Below are 18,152 nucleotides of genomic sequence, written 5' to 3'. Positions count from 1 at the left end.
TTGTGGCAGATAGGTCTATTTTCACGTGATTGTGGGGTAGGTCACGGCAGAATCCGGGTAGAATTACCGACGATCACATCGAACCCAAGGCAGGAAGGCCAACGAATGTCGAACATCGTGGTTCTGGTCAAGCAGGTGCCGGACACCTACTCCGAGCGCAAGCTGACCGATGACGACTTCACGCTCGACCGGGAGAACAGCGACGCTATCCTGGACGAGATCAACGAGAACGCCGTCGAGGCGGCCCTGAAGCTCAAGGAAGCTGACGGGTCCCGCAACATCATCGTGCTGAGCGTGGGCCCGGCGGGCGCCACCTCCGCCCTGCGCAAGGCACTGTCCCTCGGTGCCGACGAGGGAATCCTCGTCACCGATGACGCCCTCGCCGGTTCGGACGCCCTGGGTACCGCCTGGACCCTGTCCAACGCCCTCAACCAGGTCGAGGACATCGAGATCATCCTCGCCGGCAACGCCTCCACCGACGGTGGTGCCGGTGCTGTGCCGGGTCTGCTCTCCGAGTACCGCCAGATCCCGGCCGTCACCAACCTGCGTTCCCTCGAGGTCGAGGGAGGCAAGGTGACCGGTGAGCGCGTCACCGAAGACGGCATCTTCACCGTCGAGGCCCCGACCCCGGCGATCGTGTCCGTCACCGAGAAGGCGAACACCCCGCGCGTCCCGAACTTCAAGGGCATCATGGCCGCGAAGAAGAAGACCATCCGCGAACTGGGTATCGCCGAGATCGGTGTCGCCGCTGAGAACGTCGGCCTCGGTGCCGCCGCGACCAAGGTCACCGCCTCTGCCCCGAAGGCCGCGAAGACCGCCGGTGAGATCGTCACCGACGAGGGCAACGGCGGCGTTCAGCTGGTCGAGTTCCTCGCCAAGCAGAAGCTCATTTAACTCACCCCACACACGGAAAGGACTACTGAAACCATGACCAACGTCCTGGTCCTCGTTGAGCACTCCGAGGGTGAGCTGAAGAACAGCACCCGTGAGCTCATCACCGCCGCCCGCGCTTTCGGCACCGTCGGTGCCGTCGTCGTCGGCGCCCCCGGCACCACCGAGAAGCTGCAGGCAGGCCTGGCCGCCGCCGGAGCCGAGAACATCTACGCCGCTGAGGCCGACTTCGCCGCCGAGTATGTCGTCACCCCGCAGGTTGACGCCGTCGCCGGTCTGGCCGCCGCCCTCCAGGTCCCGGTCGTCATCGCCGCCGGTGCAAACGGCAACGAGATCGCCGGCCGCGTCGGCGCCCGCGTCGCCTCCGGTGTCCTCTACGACGTGATCGGCATCAACGCCGACCGCTCCGCCTCCGGCTCCATCTTCGGTGGTGACTTCACCGTCGAGTCCACCGCCGGTGGCACTTCGCCGGTCTACACCCTGCGCGCCGGCGCCGTCGACCCGGAGGACCAGGCAGCCGCCGGTACCGTCCAGGCCGTCGAGCTGCCCGCCCCGGGTCCGACCGCGGTGAAGATCAACTCCTTCGCGCCGGCCGAGAAGGCCGACCGCCCCGAGCTCACCGAGGCGAAGATCATCGTCTCCGGTGGCCGCGGTGTCGCCGGTCCGGAAGGCTTCCACGACGTCGTGGAGCCTCTCGCCGACACCCTCGGTGCCGCCGTCGGTGCTTCCCGCGCCGCAGTGGACGCCGACTTCTACCCGGGCAAGTTCCAGGTCGGCCAGACAGGTAAGACGGTCTCCCCGAACCTGTACATCGCCCTCGGTATCTCTGGTGCCATCCAGCACAAGGCCGGTATGCAGACCTCCAAGACCATCGTCGCCGTCAACAAGGACGAGGAGGCCGGCATCTTCGAGATCGCCGACTTCGGCGTCGTCGGCGACCTGTTCAAGGTCGCCCCGCAGGCCACCGAGGAACTCGCCAAGCGCAAGTAGTTCCCGCCGCCGCAGGTGAACACCGGGAAGAACCGGTGGGAGCCACGCGGTACACTGGACGGAGAATTCCGTCTGAGCAGGCACGGTGACCACCGGACTACAGGGTCCGCACCCCGACGGGGTGCGGACCCTGAGTCTTTTTCTGCCGGGGAATCCGCCACTGACACCGCTGGCGACAGCGACCACCGACCACTCCGACCCCTGGGAAGGATCCGACTGGATGACAACCCTGATCATCGTTCTGGCTCTCATGCTCTTGACCGTGCTCACGGTGGGAGTAGGCGACCGGGTCGGTCTGCCCTGGCCGGTCCTGCTGCTGCTGGTCACCACCGGCGCGATGTTTCTCCCGGGGATGCCCACCGTCGACGTGGATCCGCACCTCATCCTCCCGTTGGCCCTGCCCCCGCTGCTGTGGGCGCTGGCACGACGGACTTCCTGGGGTATGTTCCGGGACCAGTGGCGGTCCATTCTCAGCCTGTCGGTGATCCTCGTCATTGTCACCGTGGCCGCGGTCGTGGGCGTGTCCATGTGGATGATCCCCGGGCTCACCCTCGTCGGTGCCCTGGCGCTGGCCGCGGCTGTCGCCCCGCCGGATCCAGTGGCTGTCGAGGCGGTGGCGGAGCCCGCCGGCATCCCACGACGCATTATCGGCACCCTGCAGTCCGAGGGACTGTTCAATGACGCCGCGTCCCTCGTCATCTTCAGTGCGGCGGTCACCGCCGCGCAGTTCCACGACGACATCCACTGGTTCGAGGCTGGCGGAACCATGATCTACAGCGCCCTCGGTGCGGTCGCTCTCGGCTGGGGTGTCGGACGCTACTCCGCCAAGGTCGTCGAGTGGCTCGATTCCCCGGTCGCCGGCAACGCCTTCACGTGGGTGCTGCCGTTCATCCTCTACCTGGTGTGCGAGGAGATCCACATCTCCGGCGTCATCGCCGTGGTCGTCGCCGCCGTGGAGCTCAGCTCCCGGCTGGACGCCACCGCCGCCGACGCCCGACTCGCCGGTTCCGCGTTCTGGGAGGTCATTGAGCTCCTCGTCACCGGTATGGCTTTCGGTCTGATGGGCATGAACGTCCGCGAGTCGATCTTCGACGACGAGGTGGAGCACCTCAAGCCGGTGCTGTGGGGTCTGGTCATCTCTCTTGTGCTCATCGCGGTCCGCGCACTGTGGATGAGTGGGCTGTTGTGGGCGAACGCCCGGAACAGGGGGAGATACCGTGCGCCGGTGCGCTGGACCGATGTCCTGTTGCTGACCTGGGCCGGTATGCGCGGTCTGGTCACCTTCGCCCTGGTGCTGTCATTGAGCCCGACCGACTTCCCGATGCGTGACGAGTTCACCATCGTCGCCTTCGTCGTCCTGCTCTGCACCATGGTGATTCCCGGGCTCACCCTGCCGAAGCTCACCGCGTATCTCAAGCGCAACTACGACCTCCACGACACCGCCGACCACGCCACCGAGGAAGCTCTCGACGACGCCTACCGCGCCGCCGTCGCCGTGGTCAGCAAGGAACTGTCCAGTGCGAATCTCACCCCGGAGGCTGCGGCCCGTATCAACGAACGTCTCCAGGTGATCCGTTCAACCTCGGCTCTCGACGACGGTGACGACGGTGTCGAGGACGCTGACGAACACGCGCGGATCCGCCGTGAGCGACGGCAGAAGGCCGCCCGCAGGGCTCTCGAGATCCGGCGCAGGTCCCTCAACGAGGCCCAACGCAGTCTTGCTGCGAGCCGCTACCGCAAAGGCGTGGACCCCACAGCGGTCGCCGAGAAGATGCACGAGATCGACCGCCGTCTGCTGGCACTGCCCCACGAGGAGGAGTGATGTCAGGGACATCCCGCATCTATCTCGACCACGCGGCGTCCGCCCCGTTGCGTCCGGAAGCTGTGGAGGCGCTGGAGCACACCGCGTCCCTGCTGAACCCGGCCGGCCAGTACGCGTCCGGTCGTGAGGCGTCCCGCATCGTGGAGGACGCCCGGGAGCAGATCGGCGGTCTGCTCGGGGCTGACCGGGCCGAGGTGCTGTTCACCGGATCGGGGACTGAGGCGGACAATATCGCCGTCCAGGGTCTCGCTTTCGGTGCGCTGCGTACCCGTGGCGCCCGGCGGATCCATGTCACGGCGGTCGAACATCCGGCGGTGGGGGAGTCGGTCGACTGGCTGTGCGATAACGAGCACGGCCTTCCCGTTCCCGGCGGTCCACTGTTCGAGCGGGTGGGGATCCCGGTGGATCCCGACGGTCGCCCGGGCCCGGTGGGGCGGCTGGACCCGGCGTCTGATGCCCTTGTCACTGCCATGTGGGTCAACAACGAGACCGGCAACATCAGTGATCTGCCGGCTGTGGTGGGACCTGCGGTGGATGTCGGGATCCCGACCCATGTCGATGCGGTGCAGGCCGTCGGCCATCTGCCGGTTGATTTCCACCGCCTCGGTGTCTCTACCCTGGCGGCGAGCGCGCACAAGTTCGGCGGGCCGAAGTCCGTCGGCCTGCTGCTGGCGCGTCGCGATGCCGTCGTAGACACTCCGGTCCGCGGCGGCGGACAGGAGCGCAAACTGCGTTCCGGCACCGTCAACCCGCAGGGAGCGGCTGCGACGGCGGCGGCACTGGCCTCGGCCGTCGCGGAGATGGACGCCGAGCACGCCCGACTCGCCGGCTACCAGGCCCGGCTGCTCGACGTGGTCCGGTCGATCCCGGATGCGGTGGTCTACACCGACCCTGCTCCGGCTGGTCCCGGAGCGCTGCCGTCACATGTCCACATGAGCTTCCCCGGTGCCGAAGGCGACAGCCTCATCATGCTGCTCGATGTCGCCGGTGTGGACGCCTCCACCGGTTCCGCCTGCTCGGCCGGGGTGAACCGGGCCTCCCACGTGCTCACCGCGATGGGCGTCGACGTGCACACCGCCCGCGGTGCACTGCGGCTGACCACCGGACCTGCGACGACAGACGCCGACATTGACCGCATCTGTGCCCTGCTGTCCGGTGTGGTCGAGCAGGCGCGGGCCGCGGGCACGGCGTACTGAACAGAGATGACCGGTGGTGCAGCCACGGTGTAGGGTGAAGGGCTGTTCTGCAGGCGGTACATCAGGAGTGTGACAGGAAGAATGCGGGTAGTCGCGGCGATGAGCGGTGGCGTCGATTCCTCGGTGGCGGCGGCGCGTGCGCTGGCGGAAGGTCACGAGGTCATCGGCGTCCACCTGGCGCTGTCACAGTCCCCGGAGGCGGTGCGTGCGGGCTCGCGCGGCTGCTGCTCCCTGGAGGACTCCGCCGACGCCCGCCGCGTCTGCGACTCCCTCGGCATCCCCTTCTACGTCTGGGACTTCTCCGACCGCTTCAAGGCGGACGTCATCGACAACTTCGTCGAGTCCTACGAGATCGGGGAGACCCCCAACCCCTGCCTGCGCTGCAACGAGAAGATCAAGTTCGAGGCGTTGCTCGACCGCTCCATCGCCCTCGGCTTCGATGCCGTGGTCACCGGCCACTACGCCCGGCTGCACGACGGTGTCATGCGCCGTGGCATCGACGACAACAAGGACCAGTCCTACGTTCTCGGCGTCCTCACCGACGAGCAGCTGGCCCACTGCATGTTCCCGGTCGGGGACACCGTCAAGCCCGACATCCGCGCCGAGGCGAAGGACCTGGGGATGGGCGTGGCGTCCAAGCCGGACAGCCACGACATCTGCTTCATCCCCGACGGGCGGACACAGGCCTTCCTCGGCGCGAAGATCGGGATGCGCCCAGGCATCGTGCAGTCGGTGGAGGGAGAGACCCTCGCCGAACACGACGGTGTCTACGGCTTCACCATCGGCCAGCGTAAGGGTCTCGGACTGACCGGCCCTGCCGCCGACGGTCAGCCGCGCTACGTCACCGACATCAACGCCTCCACCGGCACCGTCACGGTCGGGCGCAAGCAGGATCTGAGGATCGGGCACATCACCGCCGACCGGCTCAAGCGGCTCGACCCGGTGAAGCACGGGGAGACGTTCGGGTGTGAAGTCCAGGTCCGCGCCCACGGTGGTGTGGTCCCGGCAACCGCGACGCTGACCTCGGATGCCGTGGAGCTGGAGCTCCACGAGCCGCTGCAGGGCGTGGCCCGCGGCCAGGCCGCCGTGGTCTACCTGCCGGACGCCGAGGGGGACATCCTCATCGGATCCGGCACGATCAGTGCGACCGCACCGTGGGTGGACGCTGTTGAATCCGGAGCACAGTCCGCGTGACCAGATTCGCCTGGTGGGAGGATATCCGGACCACCCACACCGACCTGCGGGCAGCTCTGGCTGCGGTCGCCCGGCGGACCAGGGACGTCGACGAAGACGTCGGGGTGTTGCCACCGCTGAGCCTGCCCCGCTCTGCCGTGGATGACGGTCTGCTCATGGAGACCGCCGCGATGGGTGTGACTGTCGGAGGTCCCTACCTGCGTTCCCATGCCCGGGGCTGGGAGGTCGCGCCGGGCAAGACCCTCGACATGCGTTCCTTCCTCGGACGCCGCCACGAACTCACCGACATCATCGCCGAGGTCATGCCGGGGACTGACCGGCTGATGGTGCATGTCACCGGGCCGTGGACCTTCGGGGCTTCGGTGGAGTACCACGGGCACCCGCTGTGCTTCGACCGGCCGGCGTTCCGTGATGTCGCTCTGGCACTCGGCGAGGGCGTGCGTGAGTTCTGCGACGCTGTCGGGGCCTCGGTGGTGCACGTGCATGAACGACGCTTCGCCGAGGTGACCTCCACACTGGTCGGAGCCACCGACTTCGAGACCATGAGTTTGGACCGTGAGATTGCGACGAATGTGGAGCGGCGTTTCCTCGGGCAGGTGGGTGGCACAGGGGAGCGTGAGATCGTGCTGGACGCCGGATGCGTGTACCCCGAGCTGGCATCCCTGGACGCCACCCTGGTGGTGGACCGCCTGGATGACGAGGTCGCCCGGCTGATCGACGCTGGCACCTCCGTGGCCTGGCGGGTCGGCGGTGGCCGCACCAGCGAGGAGCTGGCGCACACCGTGATGCGGACCTGGAAGCAGTGGACCTTCGACGGAGAGAGCCCCGAACCGCAGATCGACCTGGTGGCTGCGGGAGAGGGCGTCCTCACCCCGAACGCGGCGGCCGAGCTGGCCCGGACCGTTCGCGGCGCTGCTGCTCTGCTGCACCGCAACTGAGCGGCGTGAAAAACCGGTCATGATCGGGGCGACGGATACACTCCATGTCTCCGATCTGGACCGGTTTCTCGCCCACCCCCGGAAGGAGGGTAGGGACTGCGGTTACTGCTGCTTGGCGATGGCGTCCAGGTCGACGACCTCGAATTCCAGCAGGTCTGCACCCGTGGCGACCGGCTTCTTGCCCTCACCGGAGTGCGGACCGCTGTGTGCGGCCCTGGCAGGGCCCTCCGCCCAGGCCTTGAAATCCTCCTCGGAGGCCCAGGTAGTGACGATGAAGTAGCGGTCGTCACCCTTCGTCGGGCGGAGCATCTGGAAGCCCTCGAAGCCGGGGGAGGAGTCGACGGTGTGGGCACGGGCGGCGAAGCGCTTCTCCAGCTCAGGGCCGGCGCCTTCGGGAACACTGATTGCGTTGATCTTCACGACTGACATAGTCGCGAGCCTACGCCAAGCCGGTCGAGCAGGACTTCGTCGTGGCTGACCATGATCAGCGCTCCGCGGTAGGGCGCCAGCGCGTCGACCAGCGCATCCACCGTGGCGAGGTCCAGGTTGTTCGTCGGTTCATCGGGGATGACGACGTCATGGCGGGTGCGGCGCAGGCCGACCACTGCGGTGAGAACGGTCTGCCCACCGGACAGCGTCCCGACGCGCCGGGTGAGCTGGATCCCCTCGAGCCCGGCGGCTGCGAGGTCGGCGAGACACCGGTCACCGATGTCCCAGTCGTCGCCGATGGCAGCGAAGTCGGCTGGGTCGGTGGTGCCGTGTTCGATCCGGTCCAGGGCATCGAGGATGCCGTGGACGCCGAAGAGGTCAGCGACCGTGGCGTCGGTGACCAGAGTGAGGCGTTGCGGCAGGTAGTCCGCGGTGCCGGACACGGTCAGGTGCCCGGAGTCGGGGGAGAGCTCGCCGGCGCGGACGCGGAGGAGTGTGGACTTGCCCGTCCCGTTCGCACCGGTGCATCCGGCGGGGAAGGAGGTAGAGAGGTGGTCGAGGACAGGCGTGCCGTCCGGCCAGGTGAGGGTGAGGTCGCCGAGGACGACAGAAGGGTGTGTGGATAACACGGCGGCCTCCCGGTGATCAGTGGTCGTGCTGATCGGAGCAAGGCCGGGAAAGCGGGCTCTACGATGTCAGCACGCGGACAGGGGCGCGGGGTGGACGTCGCAGATGATCATGGGTGCACTCTACCTCACCGCGTCCGGCCCCTCTGCCAGGAGCTTCTCGAACCCGGCCTCGTCCAGCACGGGGACGCCGAGATCCTCGGCCTTGGTGAGCTTCGAGCCGGCCTTTTCTCCGGCGACGAGGAAGTCGGTCTTCTTCGACACCGACCCCGCCGCCTTGCCGCCGCGGGACTCCACCGCCTCCTTCGCGCTGGTCCGGTCGAAGTTCTCCAGCGACCCGGTGACCACCACGGTCAGTCCTGCCAGCGTCTGCTCCGGCAGGTCGGAGGCCTCGATGATCTGCTCCATGCGCACACCCGCGTCCGCCCAGGCGTCCACGATCTCGCGGTGCCAGTCCACCGCGAACCAGTCCTTCACCGACTGTGCGATGATCCCGCCGACACCGTCGATCTCGGCCATGTCCTCGACCGACGCCTCGTCGATCGCAGGGATGGACTGGAGGGTCGCGGCCAGGGCCTTTGCCGCGGTCGGGCCGACATGCCGGATCGACAGTGCGGTGATCACCCGCCACAGGTCGACCTGTTTGGCCTCCTCCAGATTGTCGAGCAGCAGTTCACCGGGCCTGTTCAGTTTCCCGGCCTTGGTCGTGTACGCGTTGGTGGAGGTCAGGTCTTCGGCGCTGAGCGAGAACAGGCGTCCTTCATCGGGCAGGACGCCGGAGGCGATGAGGTCACTGGCGGCACGCTCGCCGAGGGCGTCGATGTCGAAGGCGCCGCGTCCGGCCAGGTAGTTCAGCCGGTTCTGCAGTTGGCCGGGGCAGTAGCGGGTGTTCGGGCAGCGCCAGTCGGCGTCCCCCTCCTTGGTCGGGGCCAGAGGAGTGCCGCATTCCGGGCACACCGAGGAGAAGACGAACTCGCGCTCGGAGCCGTCGCGGACATCCTCCACCGGGCCCAGGACCTCGGGGATCACCTCGCCGGCCTTGCGGATCATCACCCGGTCACCCAGCCGGATGCCTTTGCGGTGCGCCTCGGTCGGGTTGTGCAGTGTGGCCATGGAGACCGTGGACCCGGCGACATAGGTCGGGGACATCACCGCGAACGGGGTGGCACGTCCGGTGCGCCCCATCCCGATCCGGATGGACTCCACCGTGGTCATCGCCTCTTCCGGCGGGTACTTGTAGGCGATCGCCCAGCGCGGAGCCCGGCTGGTCGCGCCCAGATCCTCCTGCTCGTCGAGGCTGTCGACCTTGACGACCAGGCCGTCCATCTCGTGGGTGGCGTCATGCCGGTGCTCTCCCCAGTACCTGACCTGGGCGATGACCTCCTCGGCCGAGTGGACCTGCTTCGTGTACGGGCTGACCGGCAGACCCCACGCCTCGATCGCACGGTAGGCGTCATGCTGGCTGGCAGGTTCGAAACCTTCGCGCGCGCCGAGACCGTGGCAGATCAGTTTGAGGGGACGCTTCGCCGTCTCCTCCGGGTTCTTCTGACGCATCGCGCCGGCCGCGGCATTGCGTGGGTTGGCGAACATCTTCCTGCCCTCGGCCTGCCGGTCGGCGTTCATCGTCGCGAAGTCCTCGACGGTGATGAAGATCTCGCCACGGATCTCGACGACCGCGGGCACCGGGAACTCATCGGTGTCGCTGAGCCGGTCGGGGATGTCGGAGATGGTGCGGGCGTTGTGGGTGATGTCTTCACCGGTCACACCGTCGCCGCGGGTCAGGGCGGTCTCCAGGCGACCGTCCAGATAGAGCAGGTCGATGGAGGCGCCGTCGATCTTCAGCTCGGTGAGGTAGGTCTCCGAGGGGGTGCGGTCGAGCCACTCCTTGAGTTCGCTGCCGTCGAAGACATTGTCGAGGCTGAGCATCTGCTCGCGGTGGGCGACATTGCGGAACGGCGAGTTCACCGGGGGCTGTGCGACCTCGGTGGTCGGGCTCGGTCCGGCGACGAGCTCGGGATGCTCGGCCTCCAGTGCCTGGAGCTCGCGCATCATCGTGTCGAACTCGGCGTCCGTGATCACCGGCTCGCGGTAGTAGTAGAGGTCACGGTGGTGACGGATTTCCGCGGCCAGGGTGGACCAACGCTCGGCCGGGTCGTCGGGGGATGCGGTGGGGGACGTCGTCTGCTTCGGCTCGCTCACCCGGTTCAGTGTAGTGCGGACGCGGACGCGCACCGGGGACGCCGTGCGATGATGTTTCTGCCTCGATATGAGTTCCATATCACTGTATCCGGGGTCCGGATGATCTGGATCACACCGGTCGGGGGTGGTGGTATCTCCGCTGAAAACAACTGAACCTGCGGTCCCTGTGAGCTGTGCCCTGCGTGGGGACGACGGGGGTGTCATACGGCCGGGGGTGATGGCCCGGAAAGCCGTGGACTGCTTCCGCGGCGAAACATAGCGTTGGGCGTGTTGCACCAGATGCACCACGCACCACATAAAACCCACAGACCCGAGATTCCTCAGGAGTTCAAGATGTTCAACCTTCTCAGCCGTGAAGAAATCGCCGACCTCTCCGCCGGTGCGTCCTACTACCTCTTCGGTGACGACGAGGGTCTCGCCGTGACCGCCCCCGAGTACGACGACGTGCTCGCCTGATCCTGCCCTGATCCTGCCCTGATCCTGCCCTGATCCTCCGCAGGATTCGACTGACCCCGTGCCCTCGCGGCACGGGGTCAGTCGGGCGTCCGGCCGCCCGCTAGAGTGGTCCACCATGACGACCGCGACCCGCTTCGATCCCTCCCACATGCTCAGCTTCGACCTGGAGACCACCGGCCAGGACCCCCTGACTGCACGGATCGTGACCAGTGCGCTGATCACCATCAACGGTTCCCGGCGGGATGACCTGGAGATCCTCGCCGACCCCGGGATCCCGATCCCGGAGGGGGCGACCAAGATCCACGGCATCACCACCGAGTACGCCCGGGAACACGGGCGTCCCCACGACGAGGTCCTCGCCGAGACGATCGAACGCATCCGCCGGGGCTGGTCGGAGGGGGCGACCCTCATCATCTACAACGCGGCCTACGATCTCACCGTCCTGCGGGCCCTGGATCCCACCTTCACCGTAGACGGCCCGGTGTTCGACCCGCTCGTCGTCGACAAGGCGAAGGACCGGTACCGCAAGGGAGGACGCCGCCTCACCCAGGTCTGTGAGCATTACGGTGTCGCCCTCGACAATGCCCACGAGGCCTCGGCGGACGCGGTGGCGGCCGCCAGGGTCGCCTGGAAGCTCGCCCGGGTCTACCCCGAGGTCGTCGAGATGTCCGCCGACGACCTCATGCTGAAGCAGGCCACCTGGAACTACGAGGACAAGAGCCACCTCAAGGAGTACTTCATCTCCAAGGGACAGACCGCCAAGGCCGAGACCGTCAACACGTCCTGGCCGCTGCAGGCCTGAGGTCAACCGCTGAGTACCATGGTCAACCATGGCAAAGACTTCTGCTGAATACCTCCGCGACATCGTCTCCGCGCCGGTCTACCGGGCCGCGAAGCACACCCCCATCGAATCGATGGACGGGCTGTCGGAGCGAATTCACAACCGGGTGCTGGTCAAGCGTGAGGACCTGCAACCGGTGCACAGTTTCAAGCTGCGCGGAGCCTTCAACCGCATGTCCCAACTCGTCGGCTGCCCCGGCGTGATCACTGCGTCCGCCGGCAACCACGCTCAGGGTGTCGCCCTTTCCGGCCGTGAGCTCGGAATGCGCTCGGTCATCGTGATGCCGGTGACCACCCCCTCGATCAAGGTCAATGCGGTGCGTGGCTTCGGCGGCGAGGTTATCCTCCACGGCGAGAACTTCGACGCCGCCCAGGCCAAGGCCAAGGAGCTCTCTCAGCTTGAGGGCCTGGAGTACGTTCCGCCGTTCGACGACGAGGCTGTCATCGCCGGCCAGGGCACCATCGGCCTGGAGATCTTCCAGTCCGGACCGGTCGACCGCGTCTTCGTGCCGGTCGGTGGTGGTGGACTCGCCGCCGGCGTCGCCGTCCTGTTCAAGGAGCTCAACCCGGAGATCAAGGTCATCGGGGTGGAGCCGGAGGAGTCCGCCTGCCTCACCGCGGCACTCGAGGCAGGGGAGCCGGTAACCCTCGACCACGTCAGCCTCTTCGCCGAGGGCGTGGCCGTGAAGACCATCGGCGCCGAGACCTTCCGGCTGTGCCGTGACTTCCTCGATGAGGTCATCACGGTCAGCTCCGACGAGATCACCGCGGCGATCAAGGACCTCTTCGACGACAACCGCGCCGTCGCCGAGCCTGCCGGTGCGACCTCCCTGGCCGGGCTGAAGAAGTACGCGGTCTCCCACGAGATCCACGATGAGACCCTAGTCAACATCCTCTCGGGCGCGAACCTCAACTTCCACACCCTGCGCTACATTTCCGAGCGCGCCGAGCTCGGTGAGGGTGGCGAGGGGATCTTCGCCGTTTCCATTCCGGAGGAGCAGGGGGCCTTCCTGAGGTTCTGCCAGGTGCTCGACGGCCGGATGGTCACCGAGTTCAACTACCGCGTCGACGAGCGCAGCGGCGGCCAGGACGCCGACCACCGGGCGCGGATCTTCGTCGGTGTACAGCTCAAGGGAGGTGTCGAGGAACGCACCGCCATCGCGGACGCCCTCGGCGACGCCGGCTACGACGTGGTCGACCTCTCCGACGACGAGACCGCCAAGGAGCATGTGCGCTACATGGTCGGCGGTGTGCCGCCGTCACCGGTCAACGAGCGGGTCTTCTCCTTCGAGTTTCCGGAGCACCCCGGTGCCCTCGTGCGCTTCCTCGACGTCCTGGGCACCCGCTGGAACATCACCGCGTTCCACTACCGCAGCCAGGGTATGGACTACGGCCGCGTCCTCGCCGGTTTCGAGGACGCCGAGTCCACCGAGTTCGAGGAGCACCTCGCAGAACTCGGTTTCCCGTTCGCCGAGATCACCGACGATCCCTCGTACCAGCTCTTCCTCGCCCCAGGCTCTGCGGAGTAGAAAGGGACGTCGGCATCACGCAGTCTGAGGTCGTTGGCGAGGGGGTCAGAACAGCCTCAGACTGCGTGCTGCGGACATGAGGTGTGGGGAGGGAGCCGAACGCGCAGTACATCGAGATCTGGCGACAGGGCAGACGCCTGAGGGTCGAGGTCGACGGGCTCCCTGGATTCCTCAGCGACGGCGTCACCACATGGAGTTGGGGACCCACGCGCCACCTGACCGGACTCGCGGGGACCCCGGTAGCAGTACCGGCAGGAACGCTCCGCTACCACGGGGACGCCTACGGATTCGCGCATCCACGGGAGAACCGCGACTGGTCAGGGGAAGACTTCACCCGACCCGTGGGAAAGATCATCGCTGAGCGTTTCCAGGGACGCGACTGTTGGACGGTGGAGCTGAAAGCGCCCCGCCGTAAGATCGGGCCGCTGCGGATGTGGATCGACCAGGAGTCCGGGTACCTGCTCGGCGAGGGCAACGAGCACCCGGATGCTGTGTGTTCCAGGGCGTGGATCGAGGACCCGGAGATCGGCGTCCCCCTCGACGACGCCTTGTTCGTCTGGGACGGCCCGACCGTGACCCCAGAGGAGGTCGAGGCAGCGCAGACTGCCGACCACCGGGCCCTGGAAGTGTCGCAACGTGCCTGGTTCCGGGCGCACATCGAGGACAGGCCCCTGCGGGTCTTCGCCACAGTCGACCTGACGCCGAGGCAGTGTGTCTTCTGCGACGACGGGACGTTTGTCGCCGGCAATGACGGAATCATCGTCCGGTCCGAAGACACCGGATCCGAGGTCGGGTATTCGTATGACATCACCTGGACTGAGGACGGATTCCGCACCACTGTGTGGTTCCAGAACCGTTCTGTGGCTCCGGACGATTCACTCCGCGACCTGCTCCGTCATCGATTCGACGGAGGGAACGCGACGGTAGCGGCCGAGAAACCTGAGGAACTGTGGCGGCTCAGCAGGCGGGAGAAGCAGGAACTCGCCCGCACCCGGATGCTGGAGAACATCGCCACCGATCTTTCTCCGGTGCCGGTGACGCTGGAACTCAGACCTACAGCCGTTCCTCGACATGACGATGCCACGGGTGAGTTCCACGCATTCGGGGAAGGATTCTCACTGACACGGAGCCGGCGGGTGGAGAGCCTGGGGGAGGCCGGTGTGAACGATCCGTCCTCGGAGCTTCACCGGTGGTCGACCCCGGACTTTGACTGTGAGCTCACGGTCTCCGATATGGTCTCCGTCAGCCACGCCGGCATCGAGGTGCTGTGGTCGCAGCTGCATCCGGGCGTCCCGGTGGACAGGTACTCCCGCTACCGGCCGGAGACGTAGGACGGAACTGCGCGGCGGAAGAATGCAGCTCCGCACATTACGCGTCCACATTGTGCATTCTCAACAGTGTCCACTATCGGGAAACATGCTGGTAGGAGCATTTTCGTCGACCTGTAGTGTGCGTTACAGCATGCATAATGGTTACGCGGGGGAGGGCAAGGGACAGTGCGGAAGTGATTCGCAGGAGCAGGCGGTGGCCCCGGCCCCCTCAGCTCAACAGGGAGCCGAGGATCAGCCCCAGCTCGCCGAGGTGGTCGATCTCCGAGAGCAGGAAATCCGGCCCACCCGGTCGCCCGATGACCATGATGAGGTCGGTGCCGTCCAGGGGAGTGGCGGCCAGTGCGGAGTCCATGACGGTCCAGGATTCCGGGACCCAGGTGTCCCGGTCGGTCAGGGCGCGTGCCTCGCCCACCGGCGTGGCCTGCAGGATCCGGCCGTCGTCCTCGGGGGCGGAGGAGGACGCCGCGACCCGGCGTACCGCGACAGAGCCGTCCCCGGCGGTCACGGACTCCAGTACCACGACCCACTGCACGGACATGGTCTGCGGCAGCTTCTCCAGCAGGGACTCGAGCCCCTCGGTCCGGGCCTCGTGGCGGGCGACGCTGGCGAGCAGGCTGACCTGGCCACGACGGTCGACGGTCCCGGAGAACGGGCGGATGGAGTCGACGTAGACCCCGTCAACCTCCTGGGCGGCACTGATGAGGGCATCGGCGAGGCGTCCTGCGGGCAGGTCGACGACGATGTCGTCGACCACGGTGCCGTCGGGGTCATGCTCGACCACGTCAACGGTACGGATGTCTGCGTCGACGGCACCGAGGGTCGCGGCGATCTCGCCGAGAGTTCCGGGAACATCGGGCAGTCGGACGCGCATCAGGTAGGACAAGGCAGACCTCGAAAGGGTGGGGTGGACGTGATCGGACAGCCCGATTGTAGCGAAGGGGTTGTCACTCCGGCTCGGTGAAACACGGCGAATGCAGTCAAAGTACGGGGGAACGTACGGGGGAACCACGGTGAGTGCGTGTCAGTTCCGTCCCGACGGTCGACGGCGGCGGTCGGGCGACTAGAGTGTCTGAGGTACAGGAACACTGATCAGAAAGGGATCCCCTGTGTCAGAGATCTCCCGTGACGAGGTCGCGCACCTCGCCAGGCTCTCCCGCCTCGCCCTGACGGAGGAGGAGCTCATCCACTTCGCCGAGCAGATCGACGGCATCGTCGAAACGGTCGCCGCTGTCCAGGAGGTGGACACCGAGGGTATCGCCCCGCTGAGCCACCCGACCCAGAACGTCGACGGGGACGTCTCCGTCATGCGTGAGGATGTCCCCGAGTCCCTGCTCACCGCCGAGCAGGCCCTCGACCAGGCGCCGAAGCAGGCGCAGGACCGCTACCAGGTCCCCCGGATCCTCGGCGAATAGACGGACGAGCAGGAGAAAGAACACATGACTGATCAGACAGCACTCGTCGGCTCCCGCGACGATTCCGACCTCACCACCTGGACCGCCGCCGCCCTGGCGGAGAAGATCCACGCCGGTGAGGTCAGCTCGGTGGACGTCACCCGCGCCCACCTCGACCGCATCGCCGCCGTCGACAGCGACGTCCACGCCTTCCTCCACGTCGGTGGGACCGAGGCTCTCGCCGCCGCCGAGCAGGCCGACAAGGACATCGCCGCCGGGAATGTCGCGTCCCCGCTGGCCGGTGTGCCGCTGGCCCTCAAGGACGTCTTCACCACCACCGATGCACCGACCACCTGTGCCTCGAAGATCCTCGAGGGCTACATGAGCCCCTACGACGCCACGGTGACGAAGAAGATCCGTGCCGCGGGTATCCCGATCCTCGGCAAGACCAACATGGACGAGTTCGCCATGGGTTCCTCCACGGAGAACTCCGCCTACGGTCCGACCCACAATCCCTGGGACCTCACCCGCACAGCGGGTGGTTCCGGCGGCGGCTCCTCCGCAGCCCTGGCCGCAGGCATGGCCCCGCTGGCCATCGGCACCGACACCGGTGGATCGATCCGTCAGCCCGCCGCGCTGACCAACACCGTCGGTGTGAAGCCGACCTACGGCACCGTCTCCCGCTACGGCCTGGTCGCCTGTGCGTCCTCCCTGGACCAGGGCGGCCCCACCGGCCGCACCGTGCTGGACACCGCCCTGCTGCACGAGGTCATCGCCGGCCACGACCGGTTCGACGCCACCAGCTCGCAGCGTCCGGTCGCCCCGGTCGTCGCGGCCGCGAAGGAGGGCGCCAACGGTGACCTGCGCGGTGTGAAGATCGGCGTGGTCAAGCAGCTGGAGTCCGTCCGTGGCCTCCAGGCCGGTGTGGAGGAGAGCTACAAGGCCTCTCTCGAGCAGCTGAAGAGCCAGGGCGCGGAGATCGTCGAGGTCGACTGCCCCTCCTTCGACTACGCCCTCAACGCCTACTACCTCATTCTCCCCTGTGAGGTCAGCTCCAACCTGGCCCGCTTCGACGGCATGCGCTACGGCCAGCGCCGAGGCGACGACGGCCACCACTCCGCCGACGAGGTCATGGCGATCACCCGCGCCGAGGGCTTCGGCCCGGAGGTCAAGCGACGCATCATCCTGGGCACCTACGCCCTGTCGGTCGGCTACTACGACGCCTACTACATCAAGGCGCAGCGCGTCCGTAACCTCATCGCCCAGGACTTCGCCAAGGCGTTCCAGGACGTCGACGTGCTGGTTTCCCCGGTCACCCCGACCACGGCCTTCGCGCTGGGGGAGAAGGCCGACGATCCGCTGGCGATGTACCTCTTCGACCTGTGCACCCTGCCGCTGAATCTGGCCGGTGTGTGCGGTATGTCCGTGCCGGGGCCGCTGGCCACCGACACCGGACTGCCGGTGGGCCTGCAGATCATGGGCCCGGCCCACGGCGATGACCGGCTCTACAAGGTCGGCGCTGCGTTCGAGTCCGGCCGGTAGTAGGCCGGGGGCTGCCATTCGGGCCATTCGTTCTCCAGACCGGCGATGACGAAGTCCACGGTCTGCTCCGCCTGGTCCTCGGCGAGCTCTTCGCCCACCTCGGGTTCGACGGTCTCACCGTCGGTGAGGGTCTCGGCCCGGTCGAACTCCTCCTCACCGTCGGGCCGGCCGCGCAGCCGGTCCATCCGGTTCTGCAGGCCGGTGAAGGCGTCACGCAGCGTCGCCATGGCGAAGTAGATCTGCGCGTCATTGACGTCCAGGGCGTTCAGCCGGTCGCGCCAGGGGAGGAAGACCGGATGGAACGCCCCTTCCTCGGGGACCTGGGACTGGGCGATGCCGTGGAACCCGGGGAATTCACCACAGATCCGCCAGTACTCGGCGGCCCAGCTACGCAGAACCGTCTGCCAGTCGGCGTCCCGGTCGATGAGGTCCTCGATGTTGTGGAACTCCGCGGCGACAGTCACCATGCAGGCGTCGAGGACTGCCTCGCGGGAGTCGTACACCCGGTAGAGGGCGGACGCACCGACGCCGAGGCGACGTGCGATGGCGGACAGGGAGAAGTGGTCCAGACCCATGTCGAAGGCTTCGCGGACGACGTCCTCGGCACTGAACATGGGCTTGCGGCCGGACCGGCGTGGGGTGGTCGGGATCGGGGACACCGTGGGCGTGTGGACCGGAGTCTCCTGTCCGTCGATCTGAGGGGTCGGGCGGGAGACGGAGTGAGGGGCTGAGTGGGTGACAGTGTGTGGCACTGCCGTCGGGTGCTCGTGCATGGATG

Annotated in this window: 17 protein-coding genes; 12 read left to right on the top strand and 5 right to left on the bottom strand. The window is 67.2% G+C overall.

Features of this window, described 5'->3' with window-relative positions; translation table 11 throughout:
* The first annotated feature begins 105 nt into the window (after positions 1 to 105).
* From Q0A27_RS14145 to Q0A27_RS14120, 6 genes are all read left to right on the top strand, one after another.
* Entirely contained in the window at positions 106 to 894 is a 789-nt protein-coding gene (locus Q0A27_RS14145) for an electron transfer flavoprotein subunit beta/FixA family protein (RefSeq protein ID WP_291476380.1), read from the top strand.
* 33 nt (positions 895 to 927) lie between these two features.
* The gene (locus Q0A27_RS14140) at positions 928 to 1,881 is read left to right on the top strand and encodes an electron transfer flavoprotein subunit alpha/FixB family protein (protein WP_014010332.1); all 954 of its coding nucleotides are present in this window, start codon (positions 928 to 930) and stop codon (positions 1,879 to 1,881) included.
* A 220-nt stretch (positions 1,882 to 2,101) separates the two neighbouring features.
* Positions 2,102 to 3,703, top strand: coding sequence for a cation:proton antiporter (locus tag Q0A27_RS14135; protein ID WP_291476379.1), 1,602 nt, complete (start codon positions 2,102 to 2,104; stop codon positions 3,701 to 3,703).
* Positions 3,703 to 4,899, top strand: a complete 1,197-nt coding sequence (locus Q0A27_RS14130) for a cysteine desulfurase family protein (RefSeq protein WP_291476378.1) — start codon at positions 3,703 to 3,705, stop codon at positions 4,897 to 4,899. Before Q0A27_RS14135 ends, Q0A27_RS14130 begins: the two co-directional genes overlap by 1 nt.
* 81 nt (positions 4,900 to 4,980) lie before the next feature.
* Complete coding sequence (gene mnmA, locus Q0A27_RS14125; protein ID WP_291476377.1) at positions 4,981 to 6,093, top strand: tRNA 2-thiouridine(34) synthase MnmA; 1,113 nt, start codon at positions 4,981 to 4,983, stop codon at positions 6,091 to 6,093.
* On the top strand, positions 6,090 to 7,031 hold the full coding sequence (locus Q0A27_RS14120) for a hypothetical protein (RefSeq protein WP_291476376.1): 942 nt from the start codon (positions 6,090 to 6,092) through the stop codon (positions 7,029 to 7,031). The genes mnmA and Q0A27_RS14120 overlap by 4 nt, the downstream gene beginning before the upstream one ends.
* A 102-nt stretch (positions 7,032 to 7,133) precedes the next feature.
* On the opposite strand, the gene Q0A27_RS14115 is transcribed toward Q0A27_RS14120, so the two are convergent.
* The 3 genes from Q0A27_RS14115 to ligA all read right to left on the bottom strand — a co-directional run bounded on the left by Q0A27_RS14115 (position 7,134) and on the right by ligA (position 10,285).
* Complete coding sequence (locus Q0A27_RS14115) at positions 7,134 to 7,460, bottom strand: antibiotic biosynthesis monooxygenase (protein WP_291476375.1); 327 nt, start codon at positions 7,458 to 7,460, stop codon at positions 7,134 to 7,136.
* The gene (locus tag Q0A27_RS14110; RefSeq protein ID WP_291476374.1) at positions 7,448 to 8,089 is read right to left on the bottom strand and encodes an ATP-binding cassette domain-containing protein; all 642 of its coding nucleotides are present in this window, start codon (positions 8,087 to 8,089) and stop codon (positions 7,448 to 7,450) included. Before Q0A27_RS14110 ends, Q0A27_RS14115 begins: the two co-directional genes overlap by 13 nt.
* 120 nt (positions 8,090 to 8,209) lie before the next feature.
* On the bottom strand, positions 8,210 to 10,285 hold the full coding sequence (ligA, locus tag Q0A27_RS14105) for an NAD-dependent DNA ligase LigA (RefSeq protein WP_291476373.1): 2,076 nt from the start codon (positions 10,283 to 10,285) through the stop codon (positions 8,210 to 8,212).
* Positions 10,286 to 10,618: 333 nt separating this feature from the next.
* On the opposite strand from ligA, the gene Q0A27_RS14100 reads away from it, so the two are divergent.
* The 4 genes from Q0A27_RS14100 (at position 10,619) to Q0A27_RS14085 (ending at position 14,441) form a co-directional block, all read left to right on the top strand.
* Positions 10,619 to 10,741, top strand: coding sequence for a hypothetical protein (locus Q0A27_RS14100; protein WP_291476371.1), 123 nt, complete (start codon positions 10,619 to 10,621; stop codon positions 10,739 to 10,741).
* 115 nt (positions 10,742 to 10,856) lie between these two features.
* The gene (locus tag Q0A27_RS14095) at positions 10,857 to 11,543 is read left to right on the top strand and encodes a 3'-5' exonuclease (protein WP_291476370.1); all 687 of its coding nucleotides are present in this window, start codon (positions 10,857 to 10,859) and stop codon (positions 11,541 to 11,543) included.
* Positions 11,544 to 11,571: 28 nt separating this feature from the next.
* A complete protein-coding gene (gene ilvA, locus Q0A27_RS14090) occupies positions 11,572 to 13,110 on the top strand; it encodes a threonine ammonia-lyase, biosynthetic (protein WP_291476368.1) in 1,539 nt (512 codons plus the stop codon).
* 83 nt (positions 13,111 to 13,193) lie between these two features.
* Positions 13,194 to 14,441: a hypothetical protein gene (locus tag Q0A27_RS14085; protein WP_291476367.1), complete on the top strand. Its 1,248-nt coding sequence runs from the start codon at positions 13,194 to 13,196 to the stop codon at positions 14,439 to 14,441.
* Between the two features lie 208 nt (positions 14,442 to 14,649).
* On the opposite strand, the gene Q0A27_RS14080 is transcribed toward Q0A27_RS14085, so the two are convergent.
* Positions 14,650 to 15,324 carry an amino acid-binding ACT domain protein gene (locus Q0A27_RS14080; RefSeq protein WP_291476366.1) on the bottom strand — a complete coding sequence of 225 codons (675 nt, stop codon included), beginning with the start codon at positions 15,322 to 15,324 and terminating at the stop codon, positions 14,650 to 14,652.
* Positions 15,325 to 15,547: 223 nt separating this feature from the next.
* Between Q0A27_RS14080 and gatC the strand changes: the two genes are divergently transcribed.
* Together gatC and gatA are read left to right on the top strand one after the other, a co-directional pair.
* Positions 15,548 to 15,853, top strand: a complete 306-nt coding sequence (gatC, locus tag Q0A27_RS14075) for an Asp-tRNA(Asn)/Glu-tRNA(Gln) amidotransferase subunit GatC (RefSeq protein ID WP_291476365.1) — start codon at positions 15,548 to 15,550, stop codon at positions 15,851 to 15,853.
* 24 nt (positions 15,854 to 15,877) lie between these two features.
* A complete protein-coding gene (gene gatA, locus Q0A27_RS14070; protein WP_141327705.1) occupies positions 15,878 to 17,374 on the top strand; it encodes an Asp-tRNA(Asn)/Glu-tRNA(Gln) amidotransferase subunit GatA in 1,497 nt (498 codons plus the stop codon).
* Here gatA and Q0A27_RS14065 read toward each other — a convergent pair.
* Complete coding sequence (locus Q0A27_RS14065) at positions 17,338 to 18,147, bottom strand: TetR/AcrR family transcriptional regulator (protein ID WP_291476364.1); 810 nt, start codon at positions 18,145 to 18,147, stop codon at positions 17,338 to 17,340. The two genes, gatA and Q0A27_RS14065, sit on opposite strands and share 37 nt — an antisense overlap.
* Positions 18,148 to 18,152: the final 5 nt, after the last annotated feature.

Source organism: Corynebacterium sp., from assembly GCF_022712275.1.
Lineage (GTDB): Bacteria > Actinomycetota > Actinomycetes > Mycobacteriales > Mycobacteriaceae > Corynebacterium.
Note: the sequence above shows the minus strand (reverse complement) of the source record. Positions and strands in the feature narration are given on the sequence as shown.

Excerpts from the sequence above, each read along its gene's own strand:
- Q0A27_RS14115 (WP_291476375.1), bottom strand. The coding sequence starts at position 7,460 with ATGTCAGTCGTGAAGATCAACGCAATCAGTGTTCCCGAAGGCGCCGGC.
- Q0A27_RS14135 (WP_291476379.1), top strand. The coding sequence starts at position 2,102 with ATGACAACCCTGATCATCGTTCTGGCTCTCATGCTCTTGACCGTGCTC.
- mnmA (WP_291476377.1), top strand. The coding sequence starts at position 4,981 with ATGCGGGTAGTCGCGGCGATGAGCGGTGGCGTCGATTCCTCGGTGGCG.
- Q0A27_RS14130 (WP_291476378.1), top strand. The coding sequence starts at position 3,703 with ATGTCAGGGACATCCCGCATCTATCTCGACCACGCGGCGTCCGCCCCG.
- ilvA (WP_291476368.1), top strand. The coding sequence starts at position 11,572 with ATGGCAAAGACTTCTGCTGAATACCTCCGCGACATCGTCTCCGCGCCG.
- Q0A27_RS14140 (WP_014010332.1), top strand. The coding sequence starts at position 928 with ATGACCAACGTCCTGGTCCTCGTTGAGCACTCCGAGGGTGAGCTGAAG.
- gatA (WP_141327705.1), top strand. The coding sequence starts at position 15,878 with ATGACTGATCAGACAGCACTCGTCGGCTCCCGCGACGATTCCGACCTC.
- Q0A27_RS14145 (WP_291476380.1), top strand. The coding sequence starts at position 106 with ATGTCGAACATCGTGGTTCTGGTCAAGCAGGTGCCGGACACCTACTCC.
- Q0A27_RS14100 (WP_291476371.1), top strand. The coding sequence starts at position 10,619 with ATGTTCAACCTTCTCAGCCGTGAAGAAATCGCCGACCTCTCCGCCGGT.
- Q0A27_RS14095 (WP_291476370.1), top strand. The coding sequence starts at position 10,857 with ATGACGACCGCGACCCGCTTCGATCCCTCCCACATGCTCAGCTTCGAC.
- Q0A27_RS14065 (WP_291476364.1), bottom strand. The coding sequence starts at position 18,147 with ATGCACGAGCACCCGACGGCAGTGCCACACACTGTCACCCACTCAGCC.